This is a genomic window from Paenarthrobacter sp. PH39-S1 (genome assembly GCF_030063245.1).
In the GTDB taxonomy this organism is placed as follows: Bacteria; Actinomycetota; Actinomycetes; order Actinomycetales; family Micrococcaceae; genus Arthrobacter_M.
The window spans coordinates 54,308-69,909 of record NZ_JASISR010000008.1; the positions used below are offsets into that span (position 1 = coordinate 54,308).

Below are 15,602 nucleotides of genomic sequence, written 5' to 3' on the forward strand. Positions count from 1 at the left end.
ATTACTTCGCGATCCCGGCGAAACCGAAATCATGGGAAGTATCTACTTTTCGTCTTCGGTCTTGGCGGTCCCGGCAACGTCCGCGGACTCGGCTGCAACGGCATCAGCATCAGCGGTCTCCACCGTTTCGGCGGCAACGGGCTCAGCCGCTTCGGCGGCAACGTGCTCCACCGCTTCGGTGGCAACGGGCTCAGCCGCCGGAGCAGCTGATTCGACGGGCTCGGCCGCCGGAGCAGCTGCAACCCTGGCGGACTTCTCCGCTTCGGCCACGACTGCCTGCTTCGCGCTGACCGGCTCCAACACCAGTTCAATAACGGCCATCGGGGCATTGTCACCCTTACGCGGACCGATCTTGGTGATGCGGGTGTAGCCGCCGTCGCGGTTCTCCACGGCCTTGGCAATGTCCGTGAACAGCTCGTGGACGATGCCCTTATTGCTGATCAGGCCCATGACGCGGCGGCGGGAGGACAGGTCTCCGCGCTTCGCGAAGGTGACCAGACGCTCAGCGTACGGCTTCAGGCGCTTGGCCTTGGTCTCCGTGGTGGTGATGCGTTTGTGCTCAAACAGGGCTGCGGCCAGGTTCGCCAGGATCAACCGCTGGTGTGCCGGGCTGCCTCCAAGGCGCGGACCCTTAGTGGGGGTGGGCATGGTGTTTTCTCCTCAAGTGTTGGCTGATCGGCCCGTGGCAGAAGGCTGCGTCGGGGCCGGCCGGCCGAAGTGTGTTCGTCTTTAGAGCTCGTCGTCGCCGTATGCGTCGTCGTTCTCGTCGATGGCTGCGGCACGTGCTGCTAGGTCAAATCCTGGAGGGGAATCCTTCAGGGACAGACCGAGCTCAACAAGCTTTGCCTTGACCTCGTCGATGGACTTGGCACCGAAGTTCCGGATGTCCATCAGGTCCGCCTCGGAGCGAGCCACAAGTTCACCCACGGAGTGGATGCCCTCACGCTTGAGGCAATTGTAGGAACGGACGGTCAGGTCCAGATCCTCGATCGGCAGGGCCATATCAGCGGCCAAGGCCGCATCCGTCGGGGACGGACCGATCTCAATACCTTCGGCGGCGGTATTGAGCTCGCGGGCCAGGCCGAAGAGTTCAACCAGCGTTGTGCCAGCGGAGGCAATGGCATCGCGAGGTGCAATCGCCTGCTTCGTCTCCACGTCGACTACCAAGCGGTCGAAGTCGGTGCGCTGCTCGACACGGGTGGCTTCCACGCGGAAAGTCACCTTCAGAACCGGCGAATAAATGGAATCCACCGGAATACGGCCGATCTCAGAATCACCGGCCTTGTTCTGTGCTGCGGAGACATAGCCACGACCCCGCTCGATGGTCAGCTCGAGCTCGAACTTCCCCTTCGAGTTCAGCGTGGCAATGTGCAGATCCGGGTTGTGGAATTCGACGCCGGCCGGCGGTGCGATGTCCGCGGCCGTGACGACGCCGGGGCCCTGCTTGCGCAGGTAGGCGACGACGGGCTCGTCGTGCTCGGAGGACACCGAGAGGTTCTTGATGTTCAAGATGATCTCGGTGACGTCTTCCTTGACACCGGGAACAGTGGTGAATTCGTGCAGGACGCCATCGATCCGGATGCTGGTGACAGCAGCGCCGGGAATGGAGGACAGCAGGGTACGGCGGAGGGAGTTTCCGAGCGTGTAACCGAAGCCCGGCTCCAACGGTTCAATGACGAAACGGGAGCGGTTATCGGAAACTACTTCTTCAGAGAGGGTGGGGCGCTGTGCAATGAGCACTGGGGGTTTCCTTTCAGCGAGCATCCGCTATATGACGCAACACAGGTGGTGGAAAAGACGGTCTGAGACTTAACGCCCGTCGAGTTGGCCCGTCACGGTCCATCCGGATTCAGAATCCGGACAGCTGCGACGGGCCAACTCGGGCACTATTGCTTAGACGCGGCGGCGCTTGGGCGGACGGCAGCCGTTGTGGGCGCTGGGGGTGACATCCTGAATGGAGCCAACCTCGAGGCCAGCGGCCTGCAGTGAACGGATGGCGGTTTCGCGGCCGGAACCCGGACCCTTCACAAAGACGTCCACCTTACGCAGGCCGTGCTCCTGGGCGCGCTTCGCGGCGGCCTCGGCAGCCATCTGGGCCGCGAACGGAGTCGACTTGCGGGAACCCTTGAAGCCAACTTCGCCGGCGGAAGCCCACGAGATGACGGCGCCATTCGGGTCCGTGATGGACACGATGGTGTTGTTAAAGGTGCTCTTGATGTGCGCCTGACCAAGCGCGATATTCTTTTTGTCCTTCTTGCGCGGCTTGCGAACCGCACCGCGAGTCTTCGGGGGCATTCTTTTCTCCTACAGAAAGTTATTTGTGAGGCACGTTGTCAACGCAGCGTTGTTAACGTGCGGCCTTCTTCTTGCCGGCCACGGTGCGCTTCGGGCCCTTGCGGGTGCGAGCGTTGGTTTTCGTACGCTGACCGTGGACGGGCATGCCGCGGCGATGCCGGATACCTTGGTAGCTGCCGATTTCAACCTTGCGGCGGATATCTGCAGCCACCTCGCGGCGAAGGTCGCCTTCAACCTTGTAGTTACCCTCGATGTAGTCGCGCAGCTGAACCATTTCAGCGTCGGACAGGTCCTTTACACGGACGTCGGGAGAGATCCCGGTGTCAGCCAAAGTCTTGTGAGCACGGGTCTTGCCCACGCCGTAGATGTATGTAAGCGCTACTTCCAGCCGCTTTTCGCGGGGAAGGTCTACGCCAGCGAGACGTGCCATATCGGCTGTACTCCTTGTGTAAACCGGAGGTCCTAAGCAGTACACCCACACGTTCCGTGTGGCCCCGGCCTCCGACCGGGGGTCCGCTGACTGTTTCGGTTTGACCCGACACCCGATGGGCAACCATCGGGACAGCTCAGCTTGTGCTGCCTTTAATTTACTTGCGTGGGTAAAGCAGTGTCAGGAATTTCCCGGAAAGGGAAATCAGCCCTGGCGCTGCTTGTGGCGCGGGTTCTCGCAGATCACCATGACTCGACCATTACGGCGAATCACCTTGCACTTTTCGCAGATCTGCTTGACGCTCGGCTTGACCTTCATGGCGTTCCTTTGCGTGTTGTGCAGTTGTGGTTATTTGTAGCGGTAGACAATACGACCACGTGTCAGGTCGTAAGGGCTCAGCTCCACCACTACTCGGTCCTCAGGAAGGATACGAATATAGTGCTGGCGCATTTTTCCTGAGATATGGGCAAGAACGATGTGCTTGTTGGTCAGCTCAACGCGAAACATCGCATTGGGCAGAGCCTCAGTCACAACGCCCTCGATCTCAATGACCCCGTCTTTCTTGGCCATATCCTCCGCTAACTGGTTCGGCCTCATGCCTGAAGATCTGGTAAATATCCCGGCAGGGGGCTAGGTTTACTACTGATTTGGTGTTTAAGTTGCCCCGGCACCCGGTCACAAATGCTTCCCAGCCCTGAGCCCATCCACAACTGATGCGAATCAGCGGGCGGATTCTACTCTGGAGAAGGCACGCGAGGGCGCAGACAACCAACAAGCCACTCTACGTCATGACAGGGGATAAAGTTAAATCCGTTCCGTCCCGGGCTCCGGGTACGCGGGCAGCGAGCCGGCCTTGGTCGAAATGGCACTGGCGGAATGGATGCCATCCAGGATGGCCAGCCGCACCGCCGTGGCCGCCGCCGCCTGCAGTTCCATCAGTGAGCCGACCAGGGAACCGGTCCCGGAGTCGAGCGCCGCGGCACCGGTGGCGAGGGTGAAGATGGTGTCCCCATCGGCCAAGGTATGCACCGGGTCCAGCGCCCGCGCCATCCCGGCGTGCGCCGCCGTCGCCGTCCTTTTGGCTTCGGCTGCTGTCAGCACGGCGTTGGTCGCCACCACCACGAGAGTCGTATTCAGCCCGGCGGACTCCTTGGGTCCGCCGGGTGTCCCGTCCACTGGTGCGGACGGCTGCCACGGCAGCCCGGCAGCGTTAACAACGGCGAAGGCGCCGACCAGCACGTCCCGGTTGGCTCCCGTCAAACGCACCGAAGCGGTGCCCGTGCCGCCCTTGAACCGGCCCCCACCCAGCGCCGCCCCGGTGCCGGCACCGACGTTGCCGCGCGCCACCCCACCGTGTTCATCCGAGGCCCCGGCGGCAGCCGCGGCTGCATACCCCATCGCCGCATCCGGCCGGGCCGCGAAGTCACCACCGCGGCCAAGATCAAAAATGGCGGCGGCGGGCACGATCGGGACCACCCCTCCCGGAACCCGGAAGCCGCGGCCTTGCTCCTCGCACCACAGCTGCGCGCCCGTGGCCGCCGCCAACCCGAAGGCGCTGCCGCCGGTCAGCACCACCGCATCCACGGTGGGAACCAATGTGGTCGGATCCAGCGCATCAGTCTCGTGGGTTCCCGGGCCACCGCCGCGGACGTCAACGGAACCAATGCTGTCCGGCGGCGGAAGCACCACGCTGACACCGGTCAGCCAGCCGTCGCCGACGCGCTGTACCTGCCCCACCCTGATGCCCGGGACGTCGGTAATGGATCCGCCGGTCTCACTCATGCTTCCATTGTGCCCGCATCCACACCCCTGCGGCCGGGACTAGGCCGCGGGAACCGGGACAGGGGTCACGCCCAGCGGAACCAGCCGGGACGCCCCGCCGTCCTCGGCGCTCAGGACCCAGATGCCCTGGTCATGAATCGCTATCGAGTGCTCCCAGTGCGCCGCCCTGGCGCCATCGGCCGTGATTACGGTCCAATCGTCACCGAGCACCTCGGTGTCCAGCCCCCCACGCACCAGCATCGGTTCAATGGCCAGGCACAGACCGGACCGGAGCCGCGGACCGCGGTGGCTCGTGCGGTAATTGAGCACATCCGGGGGCATGTGCATCGCGCTCCCGATGCCGTGGCCCACGTAGTCCTCCAGGATGCCCAGCGCGTGCCCCGGCACCGAGCTGACGTAATCATCGATCGCTGCACCGATATCACCGACAAATTTCCCACCAGCCATCGCCGCAATCCCGCGCCACATGGCTTCCTCGGTAATGTCCGAGAGCCGCTGGTCCGCCGGGTCCGCCGCCGGCGCTGCGCCAACAATCATGCTCCGTGCAGAGTCCGAGTGCCAGCCATCGATGATCGCCCCGCCATCCACGGACAGGACGTCGCCGTCCTTGAGCACGCGCGCGGACGGGATGCCGTGGACCACCTCCTCATTGATCGAGGTGCAGACAGTGGCCGGAAACCCGTGATAGCCCAGAAAGTTGGAGGTCGCACCGGCTTCCTTGAGCACGCCGGCGAAGGCAACATCCAGATCCTTCGTCGTCGCTCCCGCAACGGCGGTCGCCAGCACCGTGTCCAGGGCACGGCTGAGCACCACGCCGGCCTCGGCCATGGTGCGCATCTGCGCGTTTGATTTGTATTCGATCCGCGGTTGGCCGAAAGCCATGGCAGTGTCCCTTCCAAAAGACTAAACAGCTAAGGCTCCTCCCTGGCGGGGAGGAGCCTCAGCGTGCATGATTACGCAAAATTTAGGCGGTCTTGGCTACTTCGATGGCCTTCATAACGCGGTCTGTGACCTCATCGATTTCACCGATCCCGTCGACCTGCGTCAGGATCCCGCGTTCGGCATACCGTGCGACGACGGCTTCGGTCTGTCCGTGGTAAAGGTCCAGACGGTGCCGGATGACGGCGGTGTTGTCGTCGCTGCGTCCGGTGTCCAGCGCCCGTCCGAGCAGACGCTTGACCAGCTCGTCGTCGTCGGCCGTCAACTGCAGCACAACGTCCAGCCTCGACTCGGCTTGGGCCAGAATGTCGTCGAGCTCATCGACCTGAACCGTGGTCCTCGGGTAGCCGTCCAGCAGGAACCCGTCCTGCACATCGTCCTGCAGCAGCCGGTCGCGGACCATCTTGTTCGTCACGCTGTCCGGGACAAAGTCGCCGTTGTCCATGTACTTTTTCGCCTCGATGCCCAGCGGCGTCTCACCCTTGACGTTGGCGCGGAAGATATCTCCGGTGGATATCGCCACCACGCCCAGCCGCTCGGAAATCCGTTCCGCCTGAGTGCCTTTACCCGATCCGGGGGGACCGATAATCAGCATTCTCGTCATCGCAATAACCCTTCGTAGTGGCGTTGTTGAAGCTGCGCATCGATCTGCTTGACCGTTTCCAACCCAACGCCAACAATGATCAACAGCGAGGTTCCGCCGAACGGGAAGTTCTGGTTTGCCTGAATCAGGACCAGAGCGATCAGCGGGATCAGCGCCACAAAACCGAGGTACACGGCTCCGGGCAGCGTGATGCGCGAAATAACGTACTGCAGGTAGTCCTGGGTCGGTTTTCCCGCGCGGATGCCCGGAATGAAGCCGCCGTACTTCTTCATGTTGTCCGACACTTCTTCAGGGTTGAAGGTGATGGCCACATAGAAGTAGGTGAAGAAGACGATCAGCAGGAAATAGATCACCATGTACAGCGGATGATCGCCCTTCGTTAGGTTGCTCGTGACCCAGGTGACCCAGGCCGGCGGCTCGCTGCCGTTCTTGGGCGCGGCGAACTGCGCGATCAACGACGGCAGGTAGAGCATCGAGGAGGCGAAGATCACCGGGATAACGCCGGCCATATTGACCTTGATCGGAATGTACGTGCTGGTTCCGCCCATCGTGCGGCGGCCGATCATGCGTTTGGCGTACTGTACCGGGACCCGCCGCTGCGACTGTTCAACAAAGACAACAAGAGCGACGACGACGAGCCCGATCAGCAGGACCGTCATAAAGACGCCCCAGCCCTTGGTCTTGATGATTTCACCCAGCGAGGTGGGGAAGCGCGCCGCGATGGCGATAAAGATGAGCAACGACATTCCGTTGCCCACGCCCTTCTCCGTGATGAGCTCCCCCATCCACATGATCAGACCGGTACCCGCGGTCAGCGTGATGACCAGCAGGAGGGTGGTGATCAGGCTGTCATTGGGAATGATGGCCGTCGGAGTGCCGGCGGCGCCGCAGTTGCCCAGCAGCTGTCCGGAACGCGCCAGCGTTACCAGCGTGGTGGCATTCAAAAGCCCCAGGGCGATGGTCAGGTACCGGGTGTACTGGGTCAGGGTCCCCTGCCCCTGGGCCCCTTCCAGATGCAGCTCCTGGAAGCGCGGGATCACCACGCGCAGCAGCTGAATGATGATGCTGGCCGTGATATAGGGCATGATGCCCAGGGCAAAGATGGAAACCTGAAGCAGGGCGCCGCCGCTGAACAGATTCACCAGCTGATAGATGCCTTGGTTCGTGTCGGCGCTGTTCAGGCAGGCCTGGACATTGCGGTAGTTCACACCGGGCGAGGGGACAAAAGCACCCAAGCGGAAGATAGCGATTATTCCCAGCGTGAACAACAACTTGCGTCGCAGATCAGGCGTGCGAAAGGCGCGGCCAAATGCGGTAAGCAAGCGTCCTCCTGAAGTCTAGTAAGTTGAGGCGGGATCCGGTCGATGAGGCCCAATAACCGAGTCTAATGGGTGGCGCGGCCGGCAAAGGAACGACGGCGTGCAGCTGGCAGCAGGTGTGCTTCGCACCTTAGATGACGAAAACTCTTGGTGAGCGGGAACACGTCCCGCTCACCAAGAGTCTAGTCTGCTGACAGATTCACTCGTAAACGTTAAAGTTCGGTCGTGCTTCCGCCTGCTGCGGCAATCTTTTCTTTTGCACTGGTTGAGTATGCATCGACTGTGACATCAACCTTGACGGTGATGTCACCGGTGCCGAGCACCTTCACGGGCTGGTTCTTGCGGACCGCACCCTTCTCAACCAGGTCCGCCACGGAGATGGTGCCACCGTCGGGGAACAGCTCGGAGATCCTGTCCAGGTTCACGACCTGGTACTCGACCCGGAACGGGTTCTTGAAGCCGCGCAGTTTCGGCAGCCTCATGTGCAGTGGCAGCTGGCCACCGGCGAATCCGGCCTTGATCTGGTAGCGGGCCTTCGTACCCTTGGTACCACGCCCGGCAGTCTTACCCTTGGAACCTTCACCACGACCGACTCGGGTCTTGGCGGTTTTGGCTCCGGGGGCGGGACGCAGGTGATGGACCTTCAGAGCAGTCTGCTTCTGGGGAGTCTGCTCCTGGGCAGTTCCCTCGGTCGTCTTGTCTGTAGCCATAATTACTTCGCCTCCTCAACCTTTATCAGGTGCGGAACCGTGTTGATCATGCCAACGGTCACTGCGTCAGCCGTACGAACGACGGAGTCGCCGATGTGCTTTAGGCCCAGCGAACGCAACGTGTCCTTCTGGTTCTGCTTGCCACCAATGGTGGACTTGGTCTGAGTGATTTCCAGTTTCGCGTCAGACGCCTGGATTCTCTTCGGTGTCGTCATTACGCACCCACCTTCTGGTTCTGCATGGCACGCAGCAGGGCCGGCGGAACAACCTCGTCCAGCGGCAGGCCCCGACGGGCAGCCACAGCGGCAGGTTCTTCCAGGGCCTTCAGCGCGGCAACAGTTGCGTGCACAATGTTGATGGCGTTGGTCGAGCCCAGGGACTTGGAGAGAACATCGTGGATGCCCACGCACTCCAGAATGGCGCGGACCGGACCGCCGGCGATAACACCGGTACCCGGGGAAGCCGGACGCAGCAGGACAACGCCTGCAGCAGCCTCGCCCTGAACCTGGTGCGGGATGGTCCCGCCGATGCGCGGAACGCGGAAGAAGGACTTCTTGGCTTCTTCAACGCCCTTGGCAATGGCCGCGGGAACTTCCTTGGCCTTGCCGTAGCCGACGCCGACCATGCCATTGCCGTCCCCGACGACGACCAGTGCGGTGAAGCTGAAGCGACGACCGCCCTTGACGACCTTGGCGACACGGTTGATGTTGACAACGCGCTCGACGAACTGGTTCTTCTCGGCCTCGCGGCCGCCCCGTCCGCCATCGCGTCCACCACGGCCACCATCGCGTCCACCACGGCCACCTTCGCGGCCGCCCCGATCGCCGCCGCGGCTTGCGCCACGGCCGCCATCGGTTGCAGTCGCCGGAGCGGCTGCGGCGGTTGCGTTGTCAGCTGCCGCATTCTCAGCGCCTGCGGCTTTGGTCGCTGCTGCGGCTGTTGCGGTGCCTTCGGCACTTGTTTCAGACACAGTGTTCTCCTTGTTGATGTTTTCGCTCACAGTGCCAGCCCACCTTCACGTGCGCCTTCAGCGATCGCTGCGACGCGGCCGTGGTAACGGTTGCCTCCGCGGTCGAAGACGACGGCTTCGATACCGGCCTTCTTTGCGCGCTCGGCAACGAGCTCGCCAACGCGCTTGGCCTTGGCGGTCTTATCACCGTCAAATGCGCGCAGGTCGGCTTCAAGCGTCGAAGCGGAGGCCACGGTTACACCCTGGCTGTCATCGACGATCTGAACGAATACGTGGCGCGCTGAGCGGTTGACCACCAGACGCGGGCGGACCGCGGTACCGGTGACGCGCTTGCGGACCCGCAGGTGGCGACGGCCGCGTGCTGCGGACTTGGACTTGCCTTTAACGGACATAGCCATGATTACTTACCAGCCTTTCCGACCTTGCGGCGGATGATCTCGCCGGCGTAACGGATGCCCTTGCCCTTGTACGGGTCCGGCTTCCGGAGCTTGCGGATGTTGGCAGCAACCTCGCCCACCTGCTGCTTGTTGTTGCCTGAGACAGAGATCTTGGTGGGGCCCTCTACCGTCAGTGTGATGCCGGCGGGAGCCTTGACGGCAACCGGGTGGCTGTAGCCCAGGGCGAACTCGAGATCCGAGCCCTTCGCCTGGACACGGTAACCGGTCCCAACGATTTCCAGCTTCTTCTCGTACCCCTGGGTAACGCCAATAATCAGGTTGTTGATCAGGGTACGGGTGAGGCCGTGCAGCGAACGCGAGGCGCGCTCGTCGTTGGGGCGGCTGACAGTCAGCGTGCCTTCTTCAAGAGCGACCTCGATCGGGCTGGCCACAGTGTGGTCCAGCTCGCCTTTGGGACCCTTGACGGAAACTACGCTGCCATTGATCTTGACCTCTACGCCGGCGGGCACGGAGATGGGGAGACGTCCAATACGTGACATTATTCTTTCCCTTCCCTGTTACCAGACGTAGGCGAGGACTTCCCCACCCACGCCTTTCTTGGCGGCCTGACGGTCGGTCAGCAGACCGGAAGACGTCGACAGTATGGCGATACCCAGGCCACCGAGCACGCGCGGCAAGGTGGTGGACTTAGCGTAAACGCGCAGGCCGGGCTTAGAGATCCGACGGATGCCGGCGATTGAACGCTGGCGCTCCGGGCCGAATTTCAGGTCAATGGTCAGCTTCTTGCCGACCTCAGCGTCTTCGATCTTCCAGGCTGCGATGTAACCCTCAGCCTTGAGAATGTCGGCAACGTGTCCCTTGAGTTTGCTGTATGGCATGGTCACGGAATCGTGGTATGCCGAGTTTGCATTGCGCAGACGCGTGAGCATATCTGCGACAGGATCTGTCATTGTCATGTGGGCTCTTGCCCTCCCTCGAAACGGTTTCCTTGCCCGGCGCCAAGGCTTGTCGGGACCTCGGTCCCGACAAGCCTTGCTACCGGAATACCGGACCTGTTACGTAGATTAGTTATCTTCGGTCTTGAACGGGAAGCCAAGCGCCTTCAGCAGCGCACGGCCCTCGTCGTCGGTCTTTGCGGTGGTGACAACCGTGATATCCATACCGCGGACGCGGTCGATGGAATCCTGGTCGATCTCATGGAACATAACCTGCTCGGTCAGACCGAAGGTGTAGTTTCCGTTGCCATCGAACTGCTTGCCGTTGAGGCCGCGGAAGTCACGGATACGCGGAAGAGCCAGCGACACCAGACGATCCACGAACTCCCACATGCGGTCGCCGCGCAAAGTTGCGTGCGTACCGATCGGCATGCCTTCGCGCAGTTTGAACTGTGCGATGGATTTGCGGGCCTTGGTGACCACGGGCTTCTGGCCGGTAATCAGGGTCAGATCGCGGACAGCGCCGTCGATCAGCTTGGAGTCCTTGGCGGCATCTCCAACACCCATGTTCACAACAACCTTGACCAGGCGGGGCACCTGGTTGACGTTCTCGTACTTGAAATCGTCAGCCAGGGTCTTCTTAATCTCGGCCGCGTAGCGGGCCTTCAGACGGGGCGCGACCTTCGGGGCAGCGTTATCGGCTGCGGCCTCAGTTACTGCTGCACTCATGACAGGTCCTTCCCGGAGCTCTTGGCAACACGGACGCGGACGTCACGCGAGCGGCCGTCGCGCTCGACGGTCTCGGTGCGGTAGCCAACGCGCGTCGGCTTCTTCGTGGACGGGTCCACGACGGCGACGTTGGAAATGTGGATAGCGGCTTCCACCGTCTCGATGCCACCGGTCTTGGTGCCGCCCTGCGACTGCCCAGCCTTGGTGTGCTTCGTGACCCGGTTGACGCCCTCCACCAGCACGCGGTTCGTCTCCGGGAAAACGCGCAGAACCTTGCCCTGCTTGCCGCGGTCTCCGCCGCGCTCCTGCTTGGCGCCGGACATGACCTGAACCAGGTCACCCTTTTTGATCTTGAGCTTCACTGTTTTCTGTCCCATGGTTTAGAGCACCTCCGGAGCAAGCGAGATGATCTTCATGAACTTCTTGTCGCGAAGTTCACGGCCAACGGGACCGAAGATACGGGTACCGCGGGGGTCGCCGTCGTTCTTCAGAATCACCGCAGCGTTCTCATCAAATTTAATGTAGGAACCATCCGCGCGGCGGCGTTCCTTCTTGGTGCGAACGATGACGGCCTTGACGACGTCACCCTTCTTGACGTTTCCGCCCGGGATTGCATCCTTGACGGTGGCGACAATAACGTCACCGATGCCTGCGTAGCGACGGCCAGACCCGCCGAGAACACGGATGGTCAGGATTTCCTTGGCCCCCGTGTTGTCAGCGATCTTAAGTCGCGACTCCTGCTGAATCACTTAGTACTCCTGTCGTCGCGCCGGTTCTCTCAACGAGCCTTGCGGAACGGATATTTGTCTCATGGACGGCCTGGTGTCCAGAACCATCCCCACGGCCTCCCAATGTATGCCGCGCTGGGCGCAGCATACATTGGGTCCTTCGGCCCGCGTGGGCCCAAGGCATCTCCCGCCTTTGACGGCGCGTGCGGAGACCAGGCAAACTACAGTTTTGCTATTTGGCCTTTTCGAGAATCTCGACCAGACGCCACCGCTTGGTAGCGGAAAGCGGCCGGGTTTCACTGATCAGAACCATGTCGCCGATGCCGGCGGTGTTCTGCTCATCGTGAACTTTGACCTTTGAGGTGCGACGGATAACTTTACCGTACAAAGCGTGCTTTACACGATCTTCAACCTCTACGACGATCGTCTTCTCCATTTTGTCGGAGACGACGTAGCCGCGAAGCTTCTTCCGGTCACCCCGGACCGCGGCCTTGGCCGCGCCCGTCGTGGCTCCGGTTTCAGCCGCGGCTGCATCCTTATGCTCAGTGCTCACTTGGCGTCCTCCTCAGACTTGTCAGCCTTCTTGGCAGCCTTTTTGGCTTCCTTGTCGGCCTTGTCAGCCTTCTTTTCGGCGTCAGCCTTCTTGTCAGTCTTCTTGCCTGCCTTGTCCTCGGACACGGCATCCACCACCGCGGTGGCGACGGCCGGGCGGATGCCCAGCTCGCGCTCACGCAGCACGGTGTAGATCCGGGCAATGTCGCGCTTCACAGCGCGCAAACGACCGTGGTTTTCAAGCTGACCAGTGGCGGACTGGAAACGGAGGTTGAACAGCTCCTCCTTAGCTTTACGGAGTTCTTCAACGAGACGCTCGTTGTCCAAACCATCAAGCTGCTCAGGTGCAAGTTCCTTTGACCCAACTGCCATTTCTATTCACCACCTTCGCGACGCACAATGCGTGCCTTCAACGGGAGCTTGTGGATTGCCAGGCGCAGGGCCTCACGAGCTACCTCTTCATTTACACCAGACAGTTCAAACAGGACACGGCCCGGCTTGACGTTCGCGATCCACCACTCGGGTGAACCCTTACCGGAACCCATGCGGGTTTCGGCCGGCTTCTTTGTCAGCGGACGGTCCGGGTAGATGTTGATCCAGACCTTACCGCCACGCTTGATATGACGCGTCATGGCGATACGAGCGGACTCGATCTGACGGTTCGTGACGTAGGCCGGAGTCAGCGCCTGGATTCCCCAGTCACCGAAGGTGACAGTGGTACCGCCGGTTGCCTGGCCGGAACGGCCGGGGTGGTGCTGCTTGCGGAACCTAACTCGACGTGGGATAAGCATTTAAGCCTGTCCTCCTTCTGCTGCCGGAGCAGCCGCCTGTGCCACGGGAGCGGCGGCCGCGGGGGCTGCGGCCGGAGCTGCACCCTCAGCGGACTCGCCCTGCGGGCGGTCATTACGACGACGGTCGCCGCCGCGGGGGGCGCCAGCGCCGCCCCGGGGTCCACGATCGCCGCCGTCGCCGTCCCTACGCGGGGCACGGCCACGGGACGGAGCGGCAGCTGCCTGGGCAGCCAGCTCCTTGGACGTGACGTCGCCCTTGTAGATCCAGACCTTGACTCCGATGCGGCCAAACACAGTCTTGGCTTCGAAGAAGCCGTAGTCGATGTTGGCACGCAGGGTGTGCAGGGGCACACGGCCTTCGCGGTAGAACTCGGTGCGGGACATTTCCGCTCCGCCCAGACGGCCTGCACAAGCGACACGGATGCCCTTGACGCTGCCGGTGCGCTGTGCCGACTGCATGGCCTTCTTCATCGCGCGGCGGAAAGCCACACGCGAAGTCAGCTGCTCGGCGATGCCCTGGGCCACCAGCTGCGCGTCTGCTTCCGGGTTCTTTACCTCCAGGATGTTCAGCTGCACCTGCTTCCCTGTGAGCTTCTCCAGCTCGCCGCGGATGCGGTCCGCCTCGGCGCCACGGCGGCCGATTACGATGCCCGGACGGGCCGTGTGGATATCCACACGGACGCGGTCCCGGGTGCGCTCGATCTCAACCTTGGAGATGCCGGCCCGCTCCATGCCGGTGGACATGAGCGCGCGGATCTTGATGTCCTCGCGGACAAAATCCTTGTAACGCTGGCCGGCCTTGTTGCTGTCAGCAAACCAGTGCGAAACATGGTCGGTGGTGATGCCGAGTCGGAACCCGTGCGGGTTTACTTTCTGTCCCACTTAGCGAGCCTCCTCTTTCTCGGGAGTTGCAACGACCAGGGTGATGTGGCTGGTGCGTTTCTTGATCTGGAACGCACGGCCCTGGGCCCGCGGCCGGAACCGCTTCATCGTTGCGCCTTCATCAACGAATGCTTCGCTGATGTACAAATCGCCTTCATCAAACGCGATGCTGTCGCGGTCAGCCAGTACGCGGGCGTTAGCCATCGCGGACTGGAGTACCTTGAAGACCGGTTCTGAAGCTGCCTGGGGGGCAAACTTCAGTATCGCCATTGCCTCATTCGCCTGCTTGCCACGAATCAGGTTGACGACGCGCCGGGCCTTCATAGGCGTTACGCGAATATGACGCGCAATTGCCTTGGCTTCCATTGCTATCCTTCTCTCGTCTTAGCCGTCAGTGCAGGCGCCTAGCGGCGCTTGCCCTTACGGTCGTCCTTCACATGGCCGCGGAATGTCCGCGTCAGAGCGAATTCGCCGAGCTTGTGCCCGACCATCGACTCGGTCACAAACACGGGGATGTGCTTGCGCCCGTCATGCACGGCGATCGTGTGTCCCAGCATGTCCGGGATGATCATCGAGCGGCGGGACCAGGTCTTAATAACGTTCTTGGTGCCCTTTTCGTTTTCCGCAGCGACCTTGACAAAGAGGTGCTGGTCAACGAAAGGACCCTTTTTTAGACTGCGTGGCATGCGTCAGGCTCCTATCGCTTGTTCTTGCCAGTACGACGGCGACGCACAATGAGTTTGTCGCTCTCTTTGTTCGGGCGGCGGGTACGGCCCTCGGGCTTACCGTTCGGGTTGACTGGGTGACGTCCACCGGAAGTCTTGCCCTCACCACCACCATGGGGGTGGTCCACCGGGTTCATGGCCACACCACGCACGGTCGGGCGGACGCCCTTCCAGCGCATACGGCCGGCCTTACCCCAGTTGATGTTGGACTGTTCAGCGTTACCGACCTCACCGATCGTCGCGCGGCAGCGGACGTCAACGTTGCGGATTTCGCCGGAAGGCAGTCGCAGCTGGGCGAAGCGGCCTTCCTTGGCGACGAGCTGGGTTGATGCTCCGGCGGAGCGGGCCATCTTGGCGCCGCCTCCGGGACGCAACTCCACGGCGTGGATAACGGTACCCACCGGGATGTTGCGCAGCGGCAGGTTGTTACCCGGTTTGATGTCGGCACTCGCGCCGGCCTCAACAAAGTCACCCTGCTTGAGCTTGTTCGGAGCGATGATGTACCGCTTGGTGCCATCAAGGTAGTGCAGCAGCGCAATACGCGCGGTGCGGTTGGGATCATATTCGATCTCAGCAACGCGGGCATTAATGCCGTCTTTGTCGTGACGACGGAAGTCGATCAGACGGTACTGGCGCTTGTGGCCACCACCCTTGTGACGGGTCGTGATGCGGCCGGTGTTGTTGCGGCCACCCTTTTTGGGCAGCGGACGTACCAGAGACTTTTCCGGCGTCGACCGCGTGATTTCGGTGAAGTCGGCAACGCTCGAGCCACGACGGCCCGGGGTTGTCGGCTTGTATTTACGGATTCCCATG

Annotated in this window: 26 protein-coding genes; all 26 read right to left on the reverse strand. The window is 61.9% G+C overall.

The window, feature by feature from the left end; translation table 11 throughout:
• Positions 1-42: 42 nt before the first annotated feature.
• A complete protein-coding gene (gene rplQ / locus QMG52_RS07030) occupies positions 43-648 on the reverse strand; it encodes a 50S ribosomal protein L17 (protein WP_283559715.1) in 606 nt (201 codons plus the stop codon).
• A gap of 81 nt (positions 649-729) precedes the next feature.
• Positions 730-1,740: a DNA-directed RNA polymerase subunit alpha gene (locus QMG52_RS07035; protein WP_283559716.1), complete on the reverse strand. Its 1,011-nt coding sequence runs from the start codon at positions 1,738-1,740 to the stop codon at positions 730-732.
• Between the two features lie 153 nt (positions 1,741-1,893).
• Positions 1,894-2,295, reverse strand: a complete 402-nt coding sequence (gene rpsK, locus QMG52_RS07040) for a 30S ribosomal protein S11 (RefSeq protein WP_028265083.1) — start codon at positions 2,293-2,295, stop codon at positions 1,894-1,896.
• 52 nt (positions 2,296-2,347) lie between these two features.
• Positions 2,348-2,725 carry a 30S ribosomal protein S13 gene (gene rpsM, locus QMG52_RS07045; protein WP_196396962.1) on the reverse strand — a complete coding sequence of 126 codons (378 nt, stop codon included), beginning with the start codon at positions 2,723-2,725 and terminating at the stop codon, positions 2,348-2,350.
• A 204-nt stretch (positions 2,726-2,929) separates the two neighbouring features.
• Entirely contained in the window at positions 2,930-3,043 is a 114-nt protein-coding gene (rpmJ, locus tag QMG52_RS07050; protein ID WP_009358722.1) for a 50S ribosomal protein L36, read from the reverse strand.
• A gap of 30 nt (positions 3,044-3,073) precedes the next feature.
• Positions 3,074-3,295, reverse strand: a complete 222-nt coding sequence (gene infA / locus QMG52_RS07055) for a translation initiation factor IF-1 (RefSeq protein ID WP_009358723.1) — start codon at positions 3,293-3,295, stop codon at positions 3,074-3,076.
• 234 nt (positions 3,296-3,529) lie between these two features.
• Positions 3,530-4,507 carry a P1 family peptidase gene (locus tag QMG52_RS07060; RefSeq protein ID WP_283559717.1) on the reverse strand — a complete coding sequence of 326 codons (978 nt, stop codon included), beginning with the start codon at positions 4,505-4,507 and terminating at the stop codon, positions 3,530-3,532.
• 39 nt (positions 4,508-4,546) lie between these two features.
• Positions 4,547-5,389, reverse strand: a complete 843-nt coding sequence (map, locus tag QMG52_RS07065; RefSeq protein WP_283559718.1) for a type I methionyl aminopeptidase — start codon at positions 5,387-5,389, stop codon at positions 4,547-4,549.
• An 82-nt stretch (positions 5,390-5,471) separates the two neighbouring features.
• On the reverse strand, positions 5,472-6,041 hold the full coding sequence (locus QMG52_RS07070) for an adenylate kinase (protein WP_434621635.1): 570 nt from the start codon (positions 6,039-6,041) through the stop codon (positions 5,472-5,474).
• A 5-nt stretch (positions 6,042-6,046) separates the two neighbouring features.
• Positions 6,047-7,372, reverse strand: a complete 1,326-nt coding sequence (gene secY, locus QMG52_RS07075) for a preprotein translocase subunit SecY (protein WP_283559720.1) — start codon at positions 7,370-7,372, stop codon at positions 6,047-6,049.
• 209 nt (positions 7,373-7,581) lie between these two features.
• Entirely contained in the window at positions 7,582-8,079 is a 498-nt protein-coding gene (rplO, locus tag QMG52_RS07080) for a 50S ribosomal protein L15 (protein WP_283559721.1), read from the reverse strand.
• Between the two features lie 2 nt (positions 8,080-8,081).
• Positions 8,082-8,294 carry a 50S ribosomal protein L30 gene (gene rpmD / locus QMG52_RS07085; protein WP_283559722.1) on the reverse strand — a complete coding sequence of 71 codons (213 nt, stop codon included), beginning with the start codon at positions 8,292-8,294 and terminating at the stop codon, positions 8,082-8,084.
• The gene (gene rpsE, locus QMG52_RS07090) at positions 8,294-9,079 is read right to left on the reverse strand and encodes a 30S ribosomal protein S5 (protein WP_434614945.1); all 786 of its coding nucleotides are present in this window, start codon (positions 9,077-9,079) and stop codon (positions 8,294-8,296) included. The genes rpmD and rpsE overlap by 1 nt, the downstream gene beginning before the upstream one ends.
• The gene (gene rplR / locus QMG52_RS07095; RefSeq protein ID WP_283559724.1) at positions 9,076-9,447 is read right to left on the reverse strand and encodes a 50S ribosomal protein L18; all 372 of its coding nucleotides are present in this window, start codon (positions 9,445-9,447) and stop codon (positions 9,076-9,078) included. The genes rpsE and rplR overlap by 4 nt, the downstream gene beginning before the upstream one ends.
• Before the next feature lie 2 nt (positions 9,448-9,449).
• Complete coding sequence (rplF, locus tag QMG52_RS07100) at positions 9,450-9,986, reverse strand: 50S ribosomal protein L6 (protein ID WP_283559725.1); 537 nt, start codon at positions 9,984-9,986, stop codon at positions 9,450-9,452.
• An 18-nt stretch (positions 9,987-10,004) separates the two neighbouring features.
• Complete coding sequence (rpsH, locus tag QMG52_RS07105) at positions 10,005-10,403, reverse strand: 30S ribosomal protein S8 (RefSeq protein WP_283559726.1); 399 nt, start codon at positions 10,401-10,403, stop codon at positions 10,005-10,007.
• 108 nt (positions 10,404-10,511) lie between these two features.
• Positions 10,512-11,111 carry a 50S ribosomal protein L5 gene (gene rplE / locus QMG52_RS07110; protein WP_283559727.1) on the reverse strand — a complete coding sequence of 200 codons (600 nt, stop codon included), beginning with the start codon at positions 11,109-11,111 and terminating at the stop codon, positions 10,512-10,514.
• On the reverse strand, positions 11,108-11,488 hold the full coding sequence (gene rplX / locus QMG52_RS07115; protein WP_283559728.1) for a 50S ribosomal protein L24: 381 nt from the start codon (positions 11,486-11,488) through the stop codon (positions 11,108-11,110). Before rplX ends, rplE begins: the two co-directional genes overlap by 4 nt.
• Before the next feature lie 3 nt (positions 11,489-11,491).
• Positions 11,492-11,860 (reverse strand): 50S ribosomal protein L14, encoded by a 369-nt coding sequence (gene rplN, locus QMG52_RS07120; protein ID WP_283559729.1) that lies wholly within the window; start codon positions 11,858-11,860, stop codon positions 11,492-11,494.
• A gap of 211 nt (positions 11,861-12,071) precedes the next feature.
• On the reverse strand, positions 12,072-12,392 hold the full coding sequence (gene rpsQ, locus QMG52_RS07125; RefSeq protein ID WP_283559730.1) for a 30S ribosomal protein S17: 321 nt from the start codon (positions 12,390-12,392) through the stop codon (positions 12,072-12,074).
• A complete protein-coding gene (gene rpmC, locus QMG52_RS07130) occupies positions 12,389-12,763 on the reverse strand; it encodes a 50S ribosomal protein L29 (RefSeq protein ID WP_283559731.1) in 375 nt (124 codons plus the stop codon). Before rpmC ends, rpsQ begins: the two co-directional genes overlap by 4 nt.
• A 2-nt stretch (positions 12,764-12,765) precedes the next feature.
• Positions 12,766-13,182, reverse strand: a complete 417-nt coding sequence (rplP, locus tag QMG52_RS07135; protein WP_196396948.1) for a 50S ribosomal protein L16 — start codon at positions 13,180-13,182, stop codon at positions 12,766-12,768.
• Positions 13,183-14,064 carry a 30S ribosomal protein S3 gene (gene rpsC / locus QMG52_RS07140; protein WP_283559732.1) on the reverse strand — a complete coding sequence of 294 codons (882 nt, stop codon included), beginning with the start codon at positions 14,062-14,064 and terminating at the stop codon, positions 13,183-13,185. It abuts the gene before it with no gap.
• Entirely contained in the window at positions 14,065-14,430 is a 366-nt protein-coding gene (gene rplV, locus QMG52_RS07145) for a 50S ribosomal protein L22 (RefSeq protein ID WP_283559733.1), read from the reverse strand.
• Between the two features lie 38 nt (positions 14,431-14,468).
• The gene (gene rpsS / locus QMG52_RS07150; RefSeq protein WP_283559734.1) at positions 14,469-14,750 is read right to left on the reverse strand and encodes a 30S ribosomal protein S19; all 282 of its coding nucleotides are present in this window, start codon (positions 14,748-14,750) and stop codon (positions 14,469-14,471) included.
• A gap of 11 nt (positions 14,751-14,761) precedes the next feature.
• Positions 14,762-15,601 carry a 50S ribosomal protein L2 gene (rplB, locus tag QMG52_RS07155; protein WP_283559735.1) on the reverse strand — a complete coding sequence of 280 codons (840 nt, stop codon included), beginning with the start codon at positions 15,599-15,601 and terminating at the stop codon, positions 14,762-14,764.
• Position 15,602 lies beyond the last annotated feature (1 nt).

Coding starts and splice junctions, on each gene's coding strand:
- rplQ (WP_283559715.1), bottom strand. CDS start 648: ATGCCCACCCCCACTAAGGGTCCGCGCCTTGGAGGCAGCCCGGCACAC.
- rpsK (WP_028265083.1), bottom strand. CDS start 2,295: ATGCCCCCGAAGACTCGCGGTGCGGTTCGCAAGCCGCGCAAGAAGGAC.
- rpsM (WP_196396962.1), bottom strand. CDS start 2,725: ATGGCACGTCTCGCTGGCGTAGACCTTCCCCGCGAAAAGCGGCTGGAA.
- rpmJ (WP_009358722.1), bottom strand. CDS start 3,043: ATGAAGGTCAAGCCGAGCGTCAAGCAGATCTGCGAAAAGTGCAAGGTG.
- infA (WP_009358723.1), bottom strand. CDS start 3,295: ATGGCCAAGAAAGACGGGGTCATTGAGATCGAGGGCGTTGTGACTGAG.
- QMG52_RS07060 (WP_283559717.1), bottom strand. CDS start 4,507: ATGAGTGAGACCGGCGGATCCATTACCGACGTCCCGGGCATCAGGGTG.
- map (WP_283559718.1), bottom strand. CDS start 5,389: ATGGCTTTCGGCCAACCGCGGATCGAATACAAATCAAACGCGCAGATG.
- QMG52_RS07070 (WP_434621635.1), bottom strand. CDS start 6,041: ATGCTGATTATCGGTCCCCCCGGATCGGGTAAAGGCACTCAGGCGGAA.
- rplO (WP_283559721.1), bottom strand. CDS start 8,079: ATGGCTACAGACAAGACGACCGAGGGAACTGCCCAGGAGCAGACTCCC.
- rpmD (WP_283559722.1), bottom strand. CDS start 8,294: ATGACGACACCGAAGAGAATCCAGGCGTCTGACGCGAAACTGGAAATC.
- rplR (WP_283559724.1), bottom strand. CDS start 9,447: ATGGCTATGTCCGTTAAAGGCAAGTCCAAGTCCGCAGCACGCGGCCGT.
- rplF (WP_283559725.1), bottom strand. CDS start 9,986: ATGTCACGTATTGGACGTCTCCCCATCTCCGTGCCCGCCGGCGTAGAG.
- rpsH (WP_283559726.1), bottom strand. CDS start 10,403: ATGACAATGACAGATCCTGTCGCAGATATGCTCACGCGTCTGCGCAAT.
- rplE (WP_283559727.1), bottom strand. CDS start 11,111: ATGAGTGCAGCAGTAACTGAGGCCGCAGCCGATAACGCTGCCCCGAAG.
- rplX (WP_283559728.1), bottom strand. CDS start 11,488: ATGGGACAGAAAACAGTGAAGCTCAAGATCAAAAAGGGTGACCTGGTT.
- rpmC (WP_283559731.1), bottom strand. CDS start 12,763: ATGGCAGTTGGGTCAAAGGAACTTGCACCTGAGCAGCTTGATGGTTTG.
- rplP (WP_196396948.1), bottom strand. CDS start 13,182: ATGCTTATCCCACGTCGAGTTAGGTTCCGCAAGCAGCACCACCCCGGC.
- rplV (WP_283559733.1), bottom strand. CDS start 14,430: ATGGAAGCCAAGGCAATTGCGCGTCATATTCGCGTAACGCCTATGAAG.
- rpsS (WP_283559734.1), bottom strand. CDS start 14,750: ATGCCACGCAGTCTAAAAAAGGGTCCTTTCGTTGACCAGCACCTCTTT.
- rplB (WP_283559735.1), bottom strand. CDS start 15,601: ATGGGAATCCGTAAATACAAGCCGACAACCCCGGGCCGTCGTGGCTCG.